General features: G+C 68.3%; 15 protein-coding genes. 4 read left to right on the top strand and 11 right to left on the bottom strand.

What is annotated here, in order from left to right; genetic code table 11:
* Positions 1-40: 40 nt before the first annotated feature.
* From WAL33_RS15895 to WAL33_RS15885, 3 genes are all read right to left on the bottom strand, one after another.
* Positions 41-1,330, bottom strand: a complete 1,290-nt coding sequence (locus WAL33_RS15895; protein ID WP_422182496.1) for an acetyl-CoA C-acyltransferase — start codon at positions 1,328-1,330, stop codon at positions 41-43.
* Positions 1,331-1,489: 159 nt separating this feature from the next.
* The gene (locus WAL33_RS15890) at positions 1,490-1,915 is read right to left on the bottom strand and encodes a hypothetical protein (RefSeq protein WP_422182495.1); all 426 of its coding nucleotides are present in this window, start codon (positions 1,913-1,915) and stop codon (positions 1,490-1,492) included.
* Positions 1,916-1,996: 81 nt separating this feature from the next.
* The gene (locus WAL33_RS15885) at positions 1,997-2,734 is read right to left on the bottom strand and encodes a glycosyltransferase family 2 protein (protein WP_422182494.1); all 738 of its coding nucleotides are present in this window, start codon (positions 2,732-2,734) and stop codon (positions 1,997-1,999) included.
* Between the two features lie 55 nt (positions 2,735-2,789).
* Between WAL33_RS15885 and WAL33_RS15880 the strand changes: the two genes are divergently transcribed.
* A complete protein-coding gene (locus tag WAL33_RS15880; RefSeq protein ID WP_422182497.1) occupies positions 2,790-4,529 on the top strand; it encodes an ArnT family glycosyltransferase in 1,740 nt (579 codons plus the stop codon).
* Positions 4,526-5,428 (top strand): hydroxymethylglutaryl-CoA lyase, encoded by a 903-nt coding sequence (locus WAL33_RS15875; protein WP_422182493.1) that lies wholly within the window; start codon positions 4,526-4,528, stop codon positions 5,426-5,428. Before WAL33_RS15880 ends, WAL33_RS15875 begins: the two co-directional genes overlap by 4 nt.
* On the opposite strand, the gene WAL33_RS15870 is transcribed toward WAL33_RS15875, so the two are convergent.
* Genes WAL33_RS15870 through cysS form a run of 8 tightly spaced genes read right to left on the bottom strand, consistent with a single transcriptional unit; the run spans position 5,425 to position 12,302 of the window.
* Positions 5,425-6,207: a class I SAM-dependent methyltransferase gene (locus WAL33_RS15870; RefSeq protein ID WP_422182492.1), complete on the bottom strand. Its 783-nt coding sequence runs from the start codon at positions 6,205-6,207 to the stop codon at positions 5,425-5,427. The two genes, WAL33_RS15875 and WAL33_RS15870, sit on opposite strands and share 4 nt — an antisense overlap.
* Positions 6,204-7,124, bottom strand: coding sequence for a glycosyltransferase family 2 protein (locus tag WAL33_RS15865; protein WP_422182491.1), 921 nt, complete (start codon positions 7,122-7,124; stop codon positions 6,204-6,206). Before WAL33_RS15865 ends, WAL33_RS15870 begins: the two co-directional genes overlap by 4 nt.
* On the bottom strand, positions 7,124-9,103 hold the full coding sequence (gene thrS / locus WAL33_RS15860) for a threonine--tRNA ligase (RefSeq protein WP_422182490.1): 1,980 nt from the start codon (positions 9,101-9,103) through the stop codon (positions 7,124-7,126). The genes WAL33_RS15865 and thrS overlap by 1 nt, the downstream gene beginning before the upstream one ends.
* The gene (gene yidD / locus WAL33_RS15855; RefSeq protein WP_422182489.1) at positions 9,100-9,354 is read right to left on the bottom strand and encodes a membrane protein insertion efficiency factor YidD; all 255 of its coding nucleotides are present in this window, start codon (positions 9,352-9,354) and stop codon (positions 9,100-9,102) included. The genes thrS and yidD overlap by 4 nt, the downstream gene beginning before the upstream one ends.
* 54 nt (positions 9,355-9,408) lie before the next feature.
* Complete coding sequence (locus WAL33_RS15850; RefSeq protein ID WP_422182488.1) at positions 9,409-9,870, bottom strand: iron-sulfur cluster assembly scaffold protein; 462 nt, start codon at positions 9,868-9,870, stop codon at positions 9,409-9,411.
* 5 nt (positions 9,871-9,875) lie between these two features.
* Positions 9,876-10,337, bottom strand: a complete 462-nt coding sequence (locus WAL33_RS15845) for an SRPBCC family protein (RefSeq protein ID WP_422182487.1) — start codon at positions 10,335-10,337, stop codon at positions 9,876-9,878.
* 33 nt (positions 10,338-10,370) lie between these two features.
* Complete coding sequence (locus tag WAL33_RS15840; protein WP_422182486.1) at positions 10,371-10,883, bottom strand: DinB family protein; 513 nt, start codon at positions 10,881-10,883, stop codon at positions 10,371-10,373.
* Between the two features lie 30 nt (positions 10,884-10,913).
* Entirely contained in the window at positions 10,914-12,302 is a 1,389-nt protein-coding gene (cysS, locus tag WAL33_RS15835) for a cysteine--tRNA ligase (protein ID WP_422182485.1), read from the bottom strand.
* 191 nt (positions 12,303-12,493) lie between these two features.
* Here cysS and folE point away from each other — a divergent pair, with 191 nt between their 5' ends.
* Together folE and WAL33_RS15825 are read left to right on the top strand one after the other, a co-directional pair.
* Positions 12,494-13,135 carry a GTP cyclohydrolase I FolE gene (gene folE, locus WAL33_RS15830; protein ID WP_422182484.1) on the top strand — a complete coding sequence of 214 codons (642 nt, stop codon included), beginning with the start codon at positions 12,494-12,496 and terminating at the stop codon, positions 13,133-13,135.
* A 108-nt stretch (positions 13,136-13,243) separates the two neighbouring features.
* Complete coding sequence (locus WAL33_RS15825) at positions 13,244-15,085, top strand: M14 family metallopeptidase (protein ID WP_422182483.1); 1,842 nt, start codon at positions 13,244-13,246, stop codon at positions 15,083-15,085.
* Positions 15,086-15,116: the final 31 nt, after the last annotated feature.

Here is a 15,116-nt window from a genome sequence, read left to right as displayed (position 1 = left end):
GCCTTGGGGACACGCCGCGAGGGCATGTCCCCGGCAGCAACTAAGCGCTCTCCAGCAGCATCATCGTGCCCTGGCCGCCGTCGGCGCAGATGCTGACGATGGCCTTCTCGCCCTTGGGCCGGGTGGCCAGTTCCTTGACCGCCTGGCTGAGGATCCGCGCCCCGGTCGCCCCGAACGGATGGCCGACCGCCAGGCTGCCGCCGGTGGGATTCATCCGCTCGCGGGGGAACTTGCCCAGGTCGACCTCGACGCCGGCCTTGGTCCTGCGGAAGGTCTCGTCCTCCCAGGCGGCGATGTGCGACAGCACCTGGGCGGCGAAGGCCTCGTGGATCTCCCACAGGCCGATGTCGGCATATTTCAGGCCGTTGCGGGCCAGCAGGCGCGGCACGCCATAGGCCGGCGCCATCAGCAGGCCTTCGTGGCGCAGGTCGATCGACGTGACCTCGTAGTCGACCACCTTCACGCGCGGGATCTTGGCCGGCAGGCGCGCCAGGCCCGCCTTGGACGCCACCCAGATCGCCGCCGCCCCGTCGGTCAGGGGCGAGGAATTGCCGGCCGTCAGCGTGCCCTGGCCGCTGGTCTTGTCGAAGGCCGGCGCCAGCTTGGCAAGCTTCTCCAGCGTGGAGTCCTTGCGCGGGATGGTGTCGCGCTTCAGCTCGCCGATCGGGATCACCAGGTCGTTGAAGAAGCCCGCCTCCCAGGCCGCGACGGCGTGCTGGTGGCTCTCGAAGGCGATCTGGTCCTGGTCGGCGCGCGACAGCTTCCAGTCCTTGGCGGTGATCTCGGTGTGCTCGCCCATCGACAGGCCGGTGGTGCGGTTGACGACCTTGGGGATCCAGAGCTTCAGGTCGCTGGCCTTCAGCTTGCCCAGATGCGCCAGCTTCTGGACAGGGGTCTTGGCGGCCTGGAAGCCCTTGAGCCAGTCGGAGAAGCCGATGCTGGCCCCGACCTGGACCTTGCTCATGCTCTCGACCCCGCCGACCAGGGCCAGGTCGCGGCCGCGGCCGTCGATCATGCCGGCGGCTTCGATCACCCCGATCATGCTGGTCGAGCAGGCCATGATCGTCGAGAAGGCCGGGATGGTCGGATCGGCCCCGGCGTCCAGCAGCACCTCGCGGGCGATGTTGCTCCAGGTCAGGTTGGGGATCACCGTCCCCCAGATCGCGAAGTCGGGGTGGGCGCCCCCTTCTTTCTGGGAGAGTTGCGCCAGCATCGCTTGTACGACGGGCACGGAGAGGGCGATGGCGTCATAGCCCTTCAGCGGCCCGTCGACCTTGGCGAACGGAGTGCGAAGGCCGGCCGCCAGCCAGATGTCGGGTTTGGACGCCATGATCGTGATCCTCGTGAGCAGCCTGTGATGTCAGCATCGACGGGCTTGGCCGCAAGGTCTTGTCGAAATTCGCGGCGGGGACATGCCCTTGCGGCGTGTCCCCAAGTCTTGGCGCCGTGGATACTGATGGGGACACGCCGCAAGGGCGTGTCCCCGCCCCTAGCGCCCGTCGCCGAAGTCCACGTCCCGCCGCGCCGAGACGATGGTCACGATGAAGCCGGCCAGCACGTCCAGCAGCACCATCACCGTCAGCAGGAAGAACACCGACGTCCCGAAGGCCGGGGCCAGCAGGAACTCGACCAGGCAGACGACGAACAGCACCATCGACAGCGAGTGGTTGATGATCGCGATCTTGCGGCTGGTCGTCGATTTCAGGAGCTCGACGAACAGCACCACCAGCGAGGCGGTCAGCAGCAGGTCGCCCAGGCTGACGATCCAGTCGGCCTTGGAGGTCATGTGGATCGTGAACAGCGGCTCGGCCAGTCGGTACTGGGCGGCGGTGGCGTTGAAGCCGCCCGCCAGGGTCACGACGATCAGGTTGTAGATCAGCACTGGCAGGGCCAGCAGCGGAAACGCGGCGAACATGCTCCGGCTCTCCCCCGATAGGCCCATTGAGAACGTCAGGGTTAGCCGGTTTCGGAGATTCCCGAAAGGCGGCGCCGCCGTCTAGACCTCGTCCACGCCCTGCGGGTTACGCGCCCGGGTCTGCAGCCACATCACGCCCAGCAGGTCGGACACCGAGGCCTTGAGCCGGCCGAAGTTGGTGTATTTCGACACCCCGGTTTCGCGGTGCCGGTGGTTCACCGGCTGGAACTGGACCTGATAGCCCTCGCGCAGCATCAGGGCCGGGATGTAGCGGTGGATGTGATCGAAATAGGGCAGCCGCAGAAAGGCCTCGCGGCGGAAGGCCTTCAGCCCGCAGCCGGTGTCGTTGGCGGTGTCGCCCAGCATGCGCTTGCGCACGCCGTTGCCCAGCTTGGAGGCCAGGCGCTTGGCTGAACTGTCCTGACGCTTGACCCGTTCGCCGCCCACCAGGGCCAGCTCGGGCCCGGCGGCCTTCAGCGCCTTGGCCAGGCGCGGGGCGTCGGCGGGGTCGTTCTGGCCGTCGCCGTCCAGGGTGACAATGATCGGCGCGCGGGCGGCCAGAACGCCGCTGCGCACGGCGCGGCTCTGGCCCGAATTCTTGTGATGGCTCAGCACCCGCAGCTGCGGGATCTCGGCCTTCAGCGCCGTCAGCAGGGCCTTGGTGTCGTCGCGGCTGGCGTCGTCGATGAAGATGATCTCGTGGTTCTCGCCGGCGAAGGCGGCGGCGATCTCACGCGCCAGGGCCGGCGCCGCCCCGCCCTCGTCGAAGACAGGAACGACGACGGAATAGTCGGGAACAGGGGAAGCGGAAGCGTTCATCGCCTTCTCATAGCGCAAAAATAGCCAGAAAGAAGGATCGTGCTATTCCACTATGATGACGCTTGAATCTCGCCTGGATGATTGGAGCCGCGGCTGGCGCGGTCCGCTGTTCGCCGCGCTGGTGGCGCTGATCGCCGGCCTGCCCGGCCTGTTCGCCATGCCGCCGTTGGACCGCGACGAGTCCCGTTTCGCCCAGGCCACCGCCCAGATGCTGGAAACCGACGACATGGTCGTCATCCGCTTCCAGGACCAGCCGCGCTTCAAGAAGCCGGTCGGCATCCACTGGCTGCAGGCCGCCAGCGTCACCGCCTTCTCGGCCGCCGAGGACCGGGGCATCTGGGCCTATCGCATCCCCTCGCTGCTGGGGGCCATGCTGGCGGCGGCGGCCTGCGCCTGGGGCGCGGCGGCGCTGCTGGGGCCCAAGACCGGCCTGCTGGCCGGCGGCATATTGGGCGCGACGCTGCTGCTGTCGACCGAGGCCTTCATCGCCAAGACCGACGCGGCCCTGTGCGGTTTCACCACCCTGGCCATGGCCGCCCTGATGCGGATCTACGCCGCCCATCTGAACGGCCAGAAGATCGATCGTTGGACAAAGCTGGCCTTCTGGATCGGCCTGTCCATGGGCGTGCTGATCAAGGGCCCGGTCGGGCTGATGGTGGTGACGCTCAGCGTGCTGGCCCTGTGGATCTGGGACCGCAAGGCGCCGTGGATCAAGGACCTGGGCTGGGGCTGGGGCGTGACCGTCCTGGCGGCCGTCGTCCTGCCCTGGGCGATGATGATCACCGTCGCCACCGACGGCGCCTTCTGGTCGACGGCCGTGACCGGCGACCTGGCCCCCAAGCTGGCCGGCGGCCAGGAAAGCCACGGCGCGCCGTTCGGCAGCTACGCCCTGGCGGCGTTCCTGCTGGTGTTCCCGGCCACGCTGCTGCTGCCCGCCGGCCTGGTCCAGGGCTGGACCGGGCGCAAGGAGGCCGGGGTGCGCTTCGCCCTGTGCTGGCTGATCCCCACCTGGCTGGTGTTCGAGATCCTGCCGACCAAGCTGGTGCACTACACCCTGCCCGCCCTGCCGGCCCTGGCCATGCTGATGGCCGCCGCCCTGCGCGCGCCCCTGGGTCCGATCTCCCGCGCGATCGGCGCGATCCTGTCGGTCCTGGCCGGCCTGCTGCTGGCGGTCCTGGCCGTCTATCTGCAGGTCGAGCACGGCGATCCGACCGATATCCCCTGGACGGCGCTGACCGCCCTGTTGTTCGCGGCTTCGGGCGCGGTCGGGGCCGTGCTGCTGATGCGCAAGACCGCCGCCACCGCCCTGGTCGCGGCCGGGGCGATCGGCATCGCCGCCCACGCCGCCCTGGTCGGCCTGCTGGCGCCCCGGCTGGAGCCGCTGCTGCTGGCGCCGCGCCTGGAGAAGGCGCTTGAGCAGACCGACCTTGCGCCCCGGGCCGGCGCTCCGGGGCCGGTGGCCGTCACCGGCTATTCCGAGCCCAGCATGATCTTCCTGCTGGGCACCACGACCGAACTGACCGACCCGGCCGGCGCGGCCGAGGCCGTCGCCCAGGGCCGTCCGGCCGTGGTGGAGGGCCGTCAGGAAACCGCCTTCCTGGCCGCCCTCGCCGCCCTGGGCCAGACCGCCCGCCCGGCCGGCGTGGTCGAGGGCTTCGATTATTCCGACGGCGACAAGGAGCGGCTGACGCTCTATCGCGGCGCGCCGATCCGCCCCGGCGACGAGGCCGCCGACGAGATCGGCGAAGAGAGCGGCGGCGAGACCGCCGAAACCCAAGCGGAGATGCGCCCATGAGCCGCTTCATCCAGATCGTCGAGGTCGGTCCGCGCGACGGGCTGCAGAACGAGAAGCTGTCCCTGCCGGTCCACGAGAAGCTGGCGCTGATCCGTCGGCTAGAGGCCGCCGGCGCCAAGCGCATCGAGACCGTGTCGTTCGTCAATCCCAACCGCGTGCCGCAGATGGCCGGGGCCGAGGAGATCCAGGCGGCGCTGACGCCCGATCTGGAGCATTCCCGCATCGGCCTGGTGCTGAACATGCGCGGCTGGGAGCGCTGCGTGGCGGCCCAGTGCGACGAGGCCAATGTGGTGGTCTGCGCCACCGACGGCTTCGGCCTGGCCAACCAGGGCGCGACGGCCAAGCAGCAGCTGGACGTGCTGGGCGCGATCTGCGAGCGCCGGGCGCTGGAGGGCGGCCCGCCGATCACCGCCACGATCTCGGTGGCGTTCGGCTGCCCGTTCGACGGCGAGGTCTCCGAAGACCAGGTCGTGACCATCGCCAGGGCCGCGGCCCTGTTCGGCGTGGCCGAGATCGCCATCGCCGACACCATCGGGGTCGCCGATCCCTGGACCGTCAGCAAGCGGGTGGAGGCGGTGCGCGAGGCCGCGCCGGACACCCGTCTGCGCCTGCATTTCCACGACACCCGCAACACGGGCCTGGCCAACGCCTATGCCGGCGTCGAGGCGGGGATCGATGTGCTGGACGCCTCGGTCGGCGGCCTGGGCGGCTGCCCGTTCGCCCCGAACGCCACCGGCAATATCGGCACCGAGGATCTGGTCTACATGCTGGAGCGGGCCGGCTTCGAGACCGGCTACGACCTGGGCGCCCTGATCGAGATCGGCAGCGACATCAGCGAGCGCCTGGGCAAGAGCGCCCCGGCGTCGTCGCTGGCGCGGGCGGGCGGGTTTCCGGCCTAGACCCGGCGGAACACGGCCATGGCCTGGCCGCTGGCCGAAGCGGGGCTGTCCAGAACGTCGACCAAGGTCCAGTCCGGGGCCGCACGCTCGGCGAAGCCTTCGCGGGTCATGTAGCCGCACAGCAGGTTGGAGCCTTCCGCCCCGTTGTGGCGGATATGGAAACCTTCGCGGGCCAGGTCTTCGGCAAAGTCGGCGGCCACGGGGATCAGGGGATCGAAGAAGGTCAGGACCGCCAACCCGCCTGGCCGGACCACGCGCGCCAGTTCAGCCAGCCACGCCCGCAACGGCGCGTCGGTCATGTGGGTGAAGACCGAGATCGCATAGACGAGATCGAACTCGCCGATCTCAAACATCAGGGGCGGGGTCTGGCGCGACAGCACGAAACGCCCGGGCAGATTGGCCTGGGTCCAGGCCACCAGCTTGGGATTGATGTCGCAGCCGCTCAGCTCGACGGGGGTGAGGCTGGCGTAGCGGGAGGATCGACCACAGCCGCTGCCGAACTCCAGCACCTTCAGTCCCGCCTCGAGCGGCAGGCCATGGCGCGCGGCCAGCATGGCCACCTCGGCGAAGGTGTCGCGGCCTTGCGAGAGGAAGATCTCGGCGTCGGCGTGGCCCGCCGTCAACACCCGCAGATAGGCCGGCGGCACGGGCAGTCCGTCGGCCTGCGCGCCAACGTCCGCGCCACGGCTTCGCCAAGCCTGATAGCGCTGGTAGAGGGCGAAGGCGCTGTCGGCCAGACCCATGCTGTCCAGCGCTCGGACGACGGCCTGGCGGCTCACTTGCGCAACCTTGGATTAAAAGCCGGCCGGACCAGCGACATCAGCAGAATGGCCGGGGCCAGCAAGACGGCGATCGCGTAGCGCTGGACCGTGTCGGCCCGCTTGATGAAATAGCGCGACAGACCCACGCCCTTGTGGAACTCGACCTTCAGCGGATGCTCCAGGCTGGTGTGTCCCAGATGGACGACCTGGGCCGCCGGTTGGAAAAGCACCTCGCCGCCGGCCTGGCGAGCGCGCCAGCACAGGTCGATGTCCTCGACGTGCAGGAAATAGCCCTCGTCGAAACCGCCCAGCAGGTCGAAGTCCTCGCGACGCAGGGCGAAGCAGGCGCCGGAAATGGTCGGCATCGGGATCGGCGCGTCCGGCGTGGCTTCGTGCTCGCGGTGGATCTCGAACTTCGACAGGCCTTTGAACCGCGCGGTCAGGTGGCCGAAGCTGAGCAGGGTGGTGATCGGCGTGATCTCGCCGCGACGTCCGCCGCGCTGTTCGGTGCCGTCGGTGTTCATCACCCGCGCCCCGACCACCGCCGGAACCGGCTGGCCCTCGAAGGCCGCGACCAAGGCCTTGACGCAGCCGCTTTGCAGATTGGCGTCCGGATTGAGGAAGACGATGTAATCGCCCCGCGCGGTTTCGGCGCCCAGGTTTGCGCCGCGGGCGAAGCCGATATTGCCGTGGCCTTGCCGCAGCACGACACGCGGCTCGGCCAGACCCAAGGCGCGCAGCCGCTCGGCCTCTTCGGCCGGCGAGCCGTTGTCGACGATGACGAACTCATCGACCAGCGGCTCGGCCAGGACGTGCCGGATGCTTTCGGTCAGGGCTTCGCCCGTCTGGTAGACCACCATGACGACCGAGATGCGCGGACTGACGGGCCGCGCACCTGAGACAAAGGCCGAATGAGAAGGGAGAATACTGTTCATCAGACCTGCGCAAACTCCGCGGGCCGCGCCTCGGCGTGATCACGGGCAAGATCCGGCGGCGTCGCTTCCAAGGTCAACGCGCGCACGGCGTCTTCCAACGACAGCACCTTCTGTCCTTCGCCGCCAAGTCGACGCAGAGCGACTTCCCCGTTTTCAGCTTCCTTGCGGCCCACCACTGCAATTACCGGCACCTTCGCGAGGCTGTGTTCGCGAATCTTATAGTTAATCTTCTCGTTCCTGAAATCGACCTCTGCGCGAATGCCCATGGAAGTCAATCGCTCAGCCACACGTTGCGCGTAATCGTCAGCGTCCGAGGTGATCGTGGCAACCACGACCTGGGTCGGGGCCAGCCACAACGGCAGATGGCCGGCGTAGTTCTCAAGCAGAATGCCGATGAAGCGCTCGAACGAGCCCAGGATCGCCCGGTGCAGCATGACGGGCCGCTTCTTGGAGCCGTCCTCGGCGACATATTCGGCGTCCAGGCGCTCCGGAAGGACGAAGTCCAGCTGCAGCGTGCCGCATTGCCAGACCCGGCCGATGGCGTCCTTCAGCGAGAACTCCAGCTTCGGGCCGTAGAAGGCGCCTTCGCCCTCTTGCAGCACCAGGGTCTCGCCCGCCGCCTCGGCGGCCGCGGACAGAGCGGCTTCGGCCTTGTCCCAGACCTCGTCCGTGCCCGCCCGCAGGTCCGGACGCGTCGAGAACTTGGTGTCGGCCAGCTGCATGCCCAGGTCGTCATACACGCTGCGCAGCAGTTCGATGAAGCGGGCGGATTCCTCGGTGACCTGCTCTTCGCGGCAGAAGATGTGGGCGTCGTCCTGGGTGAAGGCCCGCACCCGCATGATGCCGTGCATGGCGCCCGAGGGCTCGTAGCGATGGCAGGCGCCGAACTCGGCCATGCGCAGCGGCAGCTCGCGATAGCTCTTCTGGCCGACATTGAAGATCTGGATGTGGCCGGGGCAGTTCATCGGCTTGACGGCCAGGACCTCGCCCTCGGCGCTCTCGCACATGAACATGGCGTGGCCGAACTTCTCGGCGTGGCCCGAGCGCTCCCACAAGCTCTTGTCGAGGATCTGGGGCGTCTTGACCTCGCGGTAGCCGGCCGCGTCCAGCCGGCGGCGCATATAGGCCTCCAGCGCCAGGTACAGCGTCCAGCCCTTGGGGTGCCAGAACACCATGCCCTTGCCCTCTTCCTGGATGTGGAAGAGGTCCATGGTCTTGCCCAGCTTGCGGTGATCGCGCCGCTCGGCTTCCTCGATGCGCAGCAGATAGGCCGCCAGGTCCGCGTCCGAGGCCCAGGACGTTCCGTAGATGCGCTGCAGCTGGGCGTTGTTCTGGTCGCCGCGCCAGTAGGCGCCGGCCAGCTTGGTCAGCTTGAAGGCCTTGCCGACATGCTTGGTCGACGGCAGGTGGGGACCGCGGCACAGGTCCTTCCAGTTGTCGCCCTGATGATAGACCGTGATCGTATCGCCGGCCGGCAGGTCGCGGATGATCTGGGCCTTGTAGGTCTCGCCCATCTCGTCGAAGTCGGCGATGGCGACGTCGCGGTTGACCTCCTCGCGGCGGATCTTCTCGTCGCGATCGACGATCTGGCGCATGCGCGCCTCGATCGTCGCCAGGTCGTCCAGGCTGAATGGCTCGTCGCGGGCGAAGTCGTAGTAGAAGCCGTCCTCGACGTTCGGGCCGATGGTCACCTGCGTGCCGGGGAACAGTTCCTGCACGGCCTGGGCCAGCACGTGGGCGGTGTCGTGACGGATCACCTCCAGCGCCTCGGGCGATTCGCGCGTGATGATCTCGAAGCGGTTGCCGCCGCCCAGCAGGTCGGGCGTCAGCGGACGGTCCAGGTCGAGCAGATGGCCGTCCAGCTTGATCAGCAGGGCCTTCTTCTCCAGCGACTTGGAGATCGAGGCGGCCACGTCGCGCCCCGTCGAACCGTCAGGATACTGGCGGGCCGAGCCGTCGGGGAAAATCAGGTCGATCATTCTTCACATTTCCACTTGCGCGGCGCGCGGGGCGGAGGCGGCGGGTCGTACCCTGAACCACCGAACGGATTGCATCGGCAAATCCGTCCCACCGCGAGCCAGGACCCTTTCAGGGGTCCGTGATCCTTGAGCGCCTGGGCCGCGTATTCCGAGCAGGTCGGCAGATACCGGCACTGACGCCCGATGAAGGGCGAGAGCGTCGTCTTGTAGGCCCGCAGGCCCAGGTCGACGGTGCGTTCGTAGAATGTCATGCCGGCGCTTTCGCGAACGGAGTCGGGACCTTATCGACTAGCGAAAAGGTCCGATCAAGCGGCGCCGACGCGGCTAGTTCGGGTTTGGGTCGCCCCTGTGGCCTTGCGGACAGCCTCGACCGCGGCCTCGAACGCCAAAAGCGTCGAGGCATGACGGGCGGGATAGTCCTTGACCGGCTCCAGCACGGCGAGCTCCGAAAATCGGCCCGTGGGAGCGGGGCCGTTAGACTTGAGCATAGACTGCAAGGCGTCGCGGGCCAACTCGATCTCGGAAAGATCGGCCCCGATCACCTGGGCGCCGAGGATCGCGGCGGAAGCCTGGCCCAGGGCGCAGGCGGTCACGTCCTGGGCGAAGTCGGCGACCTTGCCGTCCTGCATCGTCACGTCGACCACGATCCGGCTGCCGCACAGCTTGGCGGTCTTCTCGGCGCTGGCGTCGGGCGCGGCCAGACGTCCGGCCCGGGGCATGTTGGCCACCAGCCCCAGGATGCGGGCCGAATAGAGGTCGTCGATCATGGGCTCTATGTGGGGTTCTTCAGGCGCTGCGACCAGATGGCCTCGGCGCGGTCGCGCACGGCCTCGCCCATGCGGGCATAGGCCGCGCGCAGGCGGCGGCGCTCGTCGCGGCTGACCCAGCGCACCAGCGGACCCATGAACAGCTCGCCGTTCGAGAAGGTGGCGTTGGCCGGACCCATGTTCTCGATCTCCAGGTAGCGGATCGCGGTCACGAAACCCCGCAGGCGCGTGGTGCGCCAGTGCAGCTGCTCGAACGGCACCCAATCCTGGACGACCGGCTGGATCGTCGAGGCCTGGCCCTCGCCGAGCACGACCTCGACGGTCAGGGGCGTGCCGATCCGCAACTGGCCCTCGATGCGAGGGTGGATCGGGTTCCAGTCGCTCCAGGTCGTGAAGTCGGAGATCACTTCCCAGACGATCTCGGCGGGGGCCTGCACCCCGGTGCGATGTTCTACGGCGCGTTGCATGGGCGTCGCTCTAACACTTTCACTCTGAAAAACTCACTCGGAAAAGCCCAGGCCGCTGGCCTTCTGGAAGACCGGCAGGTCGAGGGACGGCGGATCGATCCCGGCCTGGCTGAGCAGACCATGGACCTGAGCCCGATGGTGGGTCTGGTGGTTGAACAGATGGGCCAGGGCGGCCCACAGCGGCTGGGTCACCACCGAACCGTCGGCGACCCGCGTCCAGCGCAGCGGTCCGGCCAGCTGCGCGTCGGTCAGGCCGGCCACGTGGGTCGACAAGGCCGCGTCCTCGTGGGTCCGCGCCGCGCGCAGGGTCGCCAGGTCGTTGAAGATCGCCGCATCCAGCTGGACCGACGGCACGGTCTCCCCGCGCAACCGCGCCAGCCAGACGCGGTCGGTGACGATCAGGTGGTTCAGCGTCCCGTGGATGGACCCGAAGAACGCCCCGCGCTCGGCCTTGTAGTCGGCCTCGTCCAACAGGGAGCAGGCCGCGTGGAGGCGATGGTTGGCCCAGGCGTTGTAGCCGGCGAACATCTGGAAATAGGCGCGCATCCCAAACTCCTCGGTTTCCCCGCCCCCTATTTAATCCTTCATGCGCCAGGTCGCACCGGCCGGACCGTCCATGACCACCACGCCCAGGGCGTCCAGCTCGGCGCGGATGGCGTCGGCGGCGGTCCAGTCCTTGGCGGTGCGGGCCTCGACCCGGCGCTTGAGCAGGTCTTCCACCTTGGCCTTCAGGTCGTCGTCGGCGTCGCCCTCGAACCAGGCGTCCGGGTCGGCCTGCAGGAAGCCCAGCAGACCGGCCGAGGCCAGCAGCCGGCCCTTGTTGGCCGTGATCGCCGGCTCGTCGCCGGCCGTCACCGCCCGCTCGATGGCGCTGGACAGTTCGAAGAAGCCCGACACCGCCAACGGGGTGTTCAGGTCGTCCGACAGCGCGGCCAGCACGTCGTCCGAGGGCTCGGACTCGCCGGCCTCGACGCTCTTGGCGCGGCGCAGGGCGCCGTACAGGCGGTCCAGCGCCTTCTTGCTCTGCTCGACCAGCTCCGGCGTCCAGTCCAGCGGCTGGCGGTAGTGGCCCGACAGCAGCGCCCAGCGGATCACCTCGCCCGGCGTGGTCTTCAGCAGCTCGTGCGGAATGATCACATTGCCCAGGCTCTTGGACATCTTCTCCCCCGACATGTCGAGGAAGCCGTTGTGCAGCCAGTAGTTGGCCAGGACCGGCGCGCCGTGGGCGCAGCGGCTCTGGGCCAGTTCGTTCTCGTGGTGCGGGAAGGCCAGGTCGATGCCGCCGCCGTGGATGTCGATGGTCCGGCCCAGCGACTTGTCGATCATCGCCGAGCACTCGATGTGCCAGCCCGGACGGCCCGCGCCCCAGGGGCTGTCCCACACCGGCTCGTTTTCCTTGGACGGCTTCCACAGCACGAAGTCGGCGGGGTGGCGCTTGTACGGCGCGACCTCGACCCGGGCGCCGGCGATCATGTCGTCCAGGTCGCGGCCCGACAGCTGGCCGTAGTCGGGGAAGGCCTGGGTGTCGAACAGCACGTGGCCCTCGGCGGCGTAGGCGCTGCCGTTCTCGACCAGCTTGCCGATCATCTCGACGATCGGACCCATGTGCTCGGTGGCCATGGGCTCCAGCGTCGGCCGCAGGGCCAGCAGGGCGTCGGCGTCCTGGTGATAGGCGGCCAGGTAGCGGTCGGTGATCACCTTGATCGCCACGCCCTCGGCCGTGGCCTTGGCGTTGATCTTGTCGTCCACGTCGGTGACGTTGCGCGCATAGATCACCGCGTCTTCGCCATAGGCGTGGCGCAGCAGGCGGAACAGCACGTCGAACACCACCACCGGCCGGAAGTTGCCGATGTGGGCGTGATTGTAGACCGTGGGCCCGCAGACATACATCGTCACCCGGCTCGGATCGGCGGGAACGAAGTCGCGCTTCTCGCGCGCCATGGTGTCGTAGAGCTTGATGGTCATGAGGAGAGAGCGGCCTGACGTCGCGGGACTGTTGCGGGGATGCGGATTGGCCCCATATAACGAGAGCACGCGCGCACGACCATTCTTATTGGTCCAAATGATAGGCATGGGGCGCGCGACGGGTGGCACGCGTAATTCCAGGACGAAAGGCGTCCTGGCGCAACTCAGCCCGTGGAAAGACCCTCCCGCACATGGACGCACTGACCAGCGAGCGAACCCTGATCGGCCTCGACACCGTCACCGATCTTGATCTTGAACCCGCCCAGCGCCCGACCCGAGACGAGGCCATGGCTGCCGTCCGGACCCTGCTGGCCTGGGCCGGCGACAACCCCGACCGCGAAGGCCTGCTCGACACGCCCCAGCGCGTGGTCGACGCCTATGGCGAGTGGTTCGCCGGCTATCACGGCGATCCGGCCAAGGAGCTCTCGCGCACCTTCGAGGACGTGCAGGGCTATGACGACATGGTCATGCTGCGCGGCATCGACGTGCAGAGCCACTGCGAGCACCACATGGCGCCGTTCCTGGGCAAGGCCTGGGTGGCCTATATGCCGACCGGCAAGGTCGTGGGCCTGTCCAAGCTGGCGCGCCTGGTCGAGATCTTCGCCAAGCGTCTCCAGACCCAGGAGACCATGACCATGCAGATCGCCGACGCCATCGAGGACCATCTCAGCGCCGCCGGCGTGGCCGTGCTGATCGACGCCGAGCACCAGTGCATGTCCACGCGCGGCGTGCACCACCACGACGTCTCGACGATCACCACCCAGTTCCGCGGCGTGTTCAAGACCGACAAGGTTCTGCAGCAGCGCTTCATGGACCTGGTGACGCGGAAATAGTACGCGCTCGGGGACATGCCCTCGCGGCGTGTCCCCTTTGAAGCCCCGTCACGTTTGGGGACACGCCGCAAGGGCATGTCCCCGGCTGGGAGCCGGAGAGCGCTTGAGATGTTGAAGACCGGGCTGGCGGCTCTGGCCGTCGCGATGACGGCGAGCGTGACCATGGCTGAGACTCCTAAGGCCCCCTGGGAAGGCGAAATCCTTCCCCCGACCCTGGCCTGGCATGGCGCCAGCGAAAAGCTGATCGCCAAGCCGTCCGATCCCTGGGTCACGCCGTCGGAGCTGACGGGCCTGACCGCGTCGCCGAACTATGCCGAGACCCGCGCCTGGCTGGAAAAGCTGGACGCGGCCTCGCCGCTGATCCGCATGGAGGTCTTCGGCAAGTCGCCCGAGGGCCGCGACCTGCTGGTGCTGTACGTCTCCAAGGATGGGGCCGCGTTCGATCCCAGCAAGCCCGTGCTGCTGGCCCAGGCCGGCATCCATCCGGGCGAAATCGACGGCAAGGACGCCGGCATGATGCTGCTGCGCGACATTGCTTTCGAGAGGGGGGCCTTCCACGGCAAGGACAACCCGCTGGACAGCGTGAACCTGGTCTTCGTGCCGATCTTCAGCGTCGACGGCCATGAGCGCGCCTCGCCCTACAGCCGCCCCAACCAGCGCGGCCCGGTCGTGCAGGGCTGGCGGCACACGGCCCAGAACCTCAATCTGAACCGCGACTACGGCAAGCTGGACGCGCCGGAGATGCGGGCGATGATCAGCCTGATCGACCGTGTGAAGCCCGACCTCTACATGGACATCCACGTCACCGACGGCGAGGACTACCAGTACGACATCACCTATGGCTGGGCCGGCTACCAGGGCGACTTCGCGCGCTCCAAAGCCACCAGCGCCTGGCTGGACAACAGCTTCCTGCCGGCCACCGAGGCGGGCCTGAAGGCGGCGGGACACATCCCCGGCCAGCTGGTCTTCGCCCTGGATGACCGCGACCCGAAGAAGGGCCTGGGCGCCTCGCCGGCGTCCTTGCGCTATTCCAACGGCTATGGCGACGCCGCGCGGATCGCCACGGTGCTGGTCGAGAACCATTCGCTGAAGCCCTACCGGCAACGGGTGCTGGGCACCTATGTGCTGCTGGAAGAGACCCTGAAGGTGCTGGCCAAGGACGGCGCCGCCTTGCGCGCCGCCGAGCAGCAGGACCGCGCCCAGCGTCCCAAGGTGATCAAGGCCAACTTCGGGACCGATTTCGGGGGCGGCGGGAAGCCGCTGCACACCGTCAGCTTCCTGGGCGTGCAGTACGAGACCTACGACTCCCCCGCCTCGGGCGGCAAGGAGGTGCGCTGGCTGGGCAAGCCCGATCCCAAGCCCTGGTCGCTCCCGCTCTACACCAGCGAGCCGGCGCTCGACCTGACCCCGGCCAAGGCCTACTGGATCTCGTCGGCCAAGCCCGACATCATCGAGCGCCTGCGCATCCACGGCGTGGCGATGGAGACCCTGGCCGCGCCGAAGACGGTGTCGCTCGACATGATCCGCTTGACCGCGCCGAAGCTCGCCACCCGCGCCAGCGAGGGCCATGTCGAGATCGCCGCCGGTCCGGTGACGCACGAGACGCGCACGGTCACCTTCCCCGCCGGCTCGGTGCGCATCTCGACCGACCAGCCGCTGGGCGAGATGGTCACCCTGCTGCTTGAGCCGGAAAGCGACGAGAGCTTCTTCGCCTGGGGGATGTTCCCCGAGGTGCTGCAGCGGGTGGAATATATCGAGGGCTACGCCATCGCCCCCCTGGCCGAGAAGATGCTGGCCGCCGACCCCAAGCTGAAAGCCGAGTTCGAAGCCAAGCTGGCGGCCGACCCGAAGTTCGCCGCCGATCCGGACGCGCGGCTGGGCTGGTTCTACGCGCGGACGCCATACTACGACGACCACTACCGGCTCTATCCGGTGGGGCGGGAGCTGTAAGCCAGGGGACATGCCCTTGCGGCGTGTCCCC

The sequence above is a fragment of the Caulobacter sp. genome (assembly GCF_049283275.1).
In the GTDB taxonomy this organism is placed as follows: domain Bacteria; phylum Pseudomonadota; class Alphaproteobacteria; order Caulobacterales; family Caulobacteraceae; genus Caulobacter.
The sequence above is the reverse complement of the archived record's forward strand: the minus strand, read 5'-3'. Positions and strand labels throughout refer to the sequence as shown.

Bases quoted from the DNA above. Each gene is read 5' to 3' on its own strand.
- WAL33_RS15895 (WP_422182496.1), bottom strand. From the start codon at position 1,330: ATGGCGTCCAAACCCGACATCTGGCTGGCGGCCGGCCTTCGCACTCCG.
- WAL33_RS15890 (WP_422182495.1), bottom strand. From the start codon at position 1,915: ATGTTCGCCGCGTTTCCGCTGCTGGCCCTGCCAGTGCTGATCTACAAC.
- WAL33_RS15885 (WP_422182494.1), bottom strand. From the start codon at position 2,734: ATGAACGCTTCCGCTTCCCCTGTTCCCGACTATTCCGTCGTCGTTCCT.
- WAL33_RS15880 (WP_422182497.1), top strand. From the start codon at position 2,790: ATGACGCTTGAATCTCGCCTGGATGATTGGAGCCGCGGCTGGCGCGGT.
- WAL33_RS15875 (WP_422182493.1), top strand. From the start codon at position 4,526: ATGAGCCGCTTCATCCAGATCGTCGAGGTCGGTCCGCGCGACGGGCTG.
- WAL33_RS15865 (WP_422182491.1), bottom strand. From the start codon at position 7,124: ATGAACAGTATTCTCCCTTCTCATTCGGCCTTTGTCTCAGGTGCGCGG.
- thrS (WP_422182490.1), bottom strand. From the start codon at position 9,103: ATGATCGACCTGATTTTCCCCGACGGCTCGGCCCGCCAGTATCCTGAC.
- yidD (WP_422182489.1), bottom strand. From the start codon at position 9,354: ATGACATTCTACGAACGCACCGTCGACCTGGGCCTGCGGGCCTACAAG.
- WAL33_RS15850 (WP_422182488.1), bottom strand. From the start codon at position 9,870: ATGATCGACGACCTCTATTCGGCCCGCATCCTGGGGCTGGTGGCCAAC.
- WAL33_RS15845 (WP_422182487.1), bottom strand. From the start codon at position 10,337: ATGCAACGCGCCGTAGAACATCGCACCGGGGTGCAGGCCCCCGCCGAG.
- WAL33_RS15840 (WP_422182486.1), bottom strand. From the start codon at position 10,883: ATGCGCGCCTATTTCCAGATGTTCGCCGGCTACAACGCCTGGGCCAAC.
- cysS (WP_422182485.1), bottom strand. From the start codon at position 12,302: ATGACCATCAAGCTCTACGACACCATGGCGCGCGAGAAGCGCGACTTC.
- folE (WP_422182484.1), top strand. From the start codon at position 12,494: ATGGACGCACTGACCAGCGAGCGAACCCTGATCGGCCTCGACACCGTC.
- WAL33_RS15825 (WP_422182483.1), top strand. From the start codon at position 13,244: ATGTTGAAGACCGGGCTGGCGGCTCTGGCCGTCGCGATGACGGCGAGC.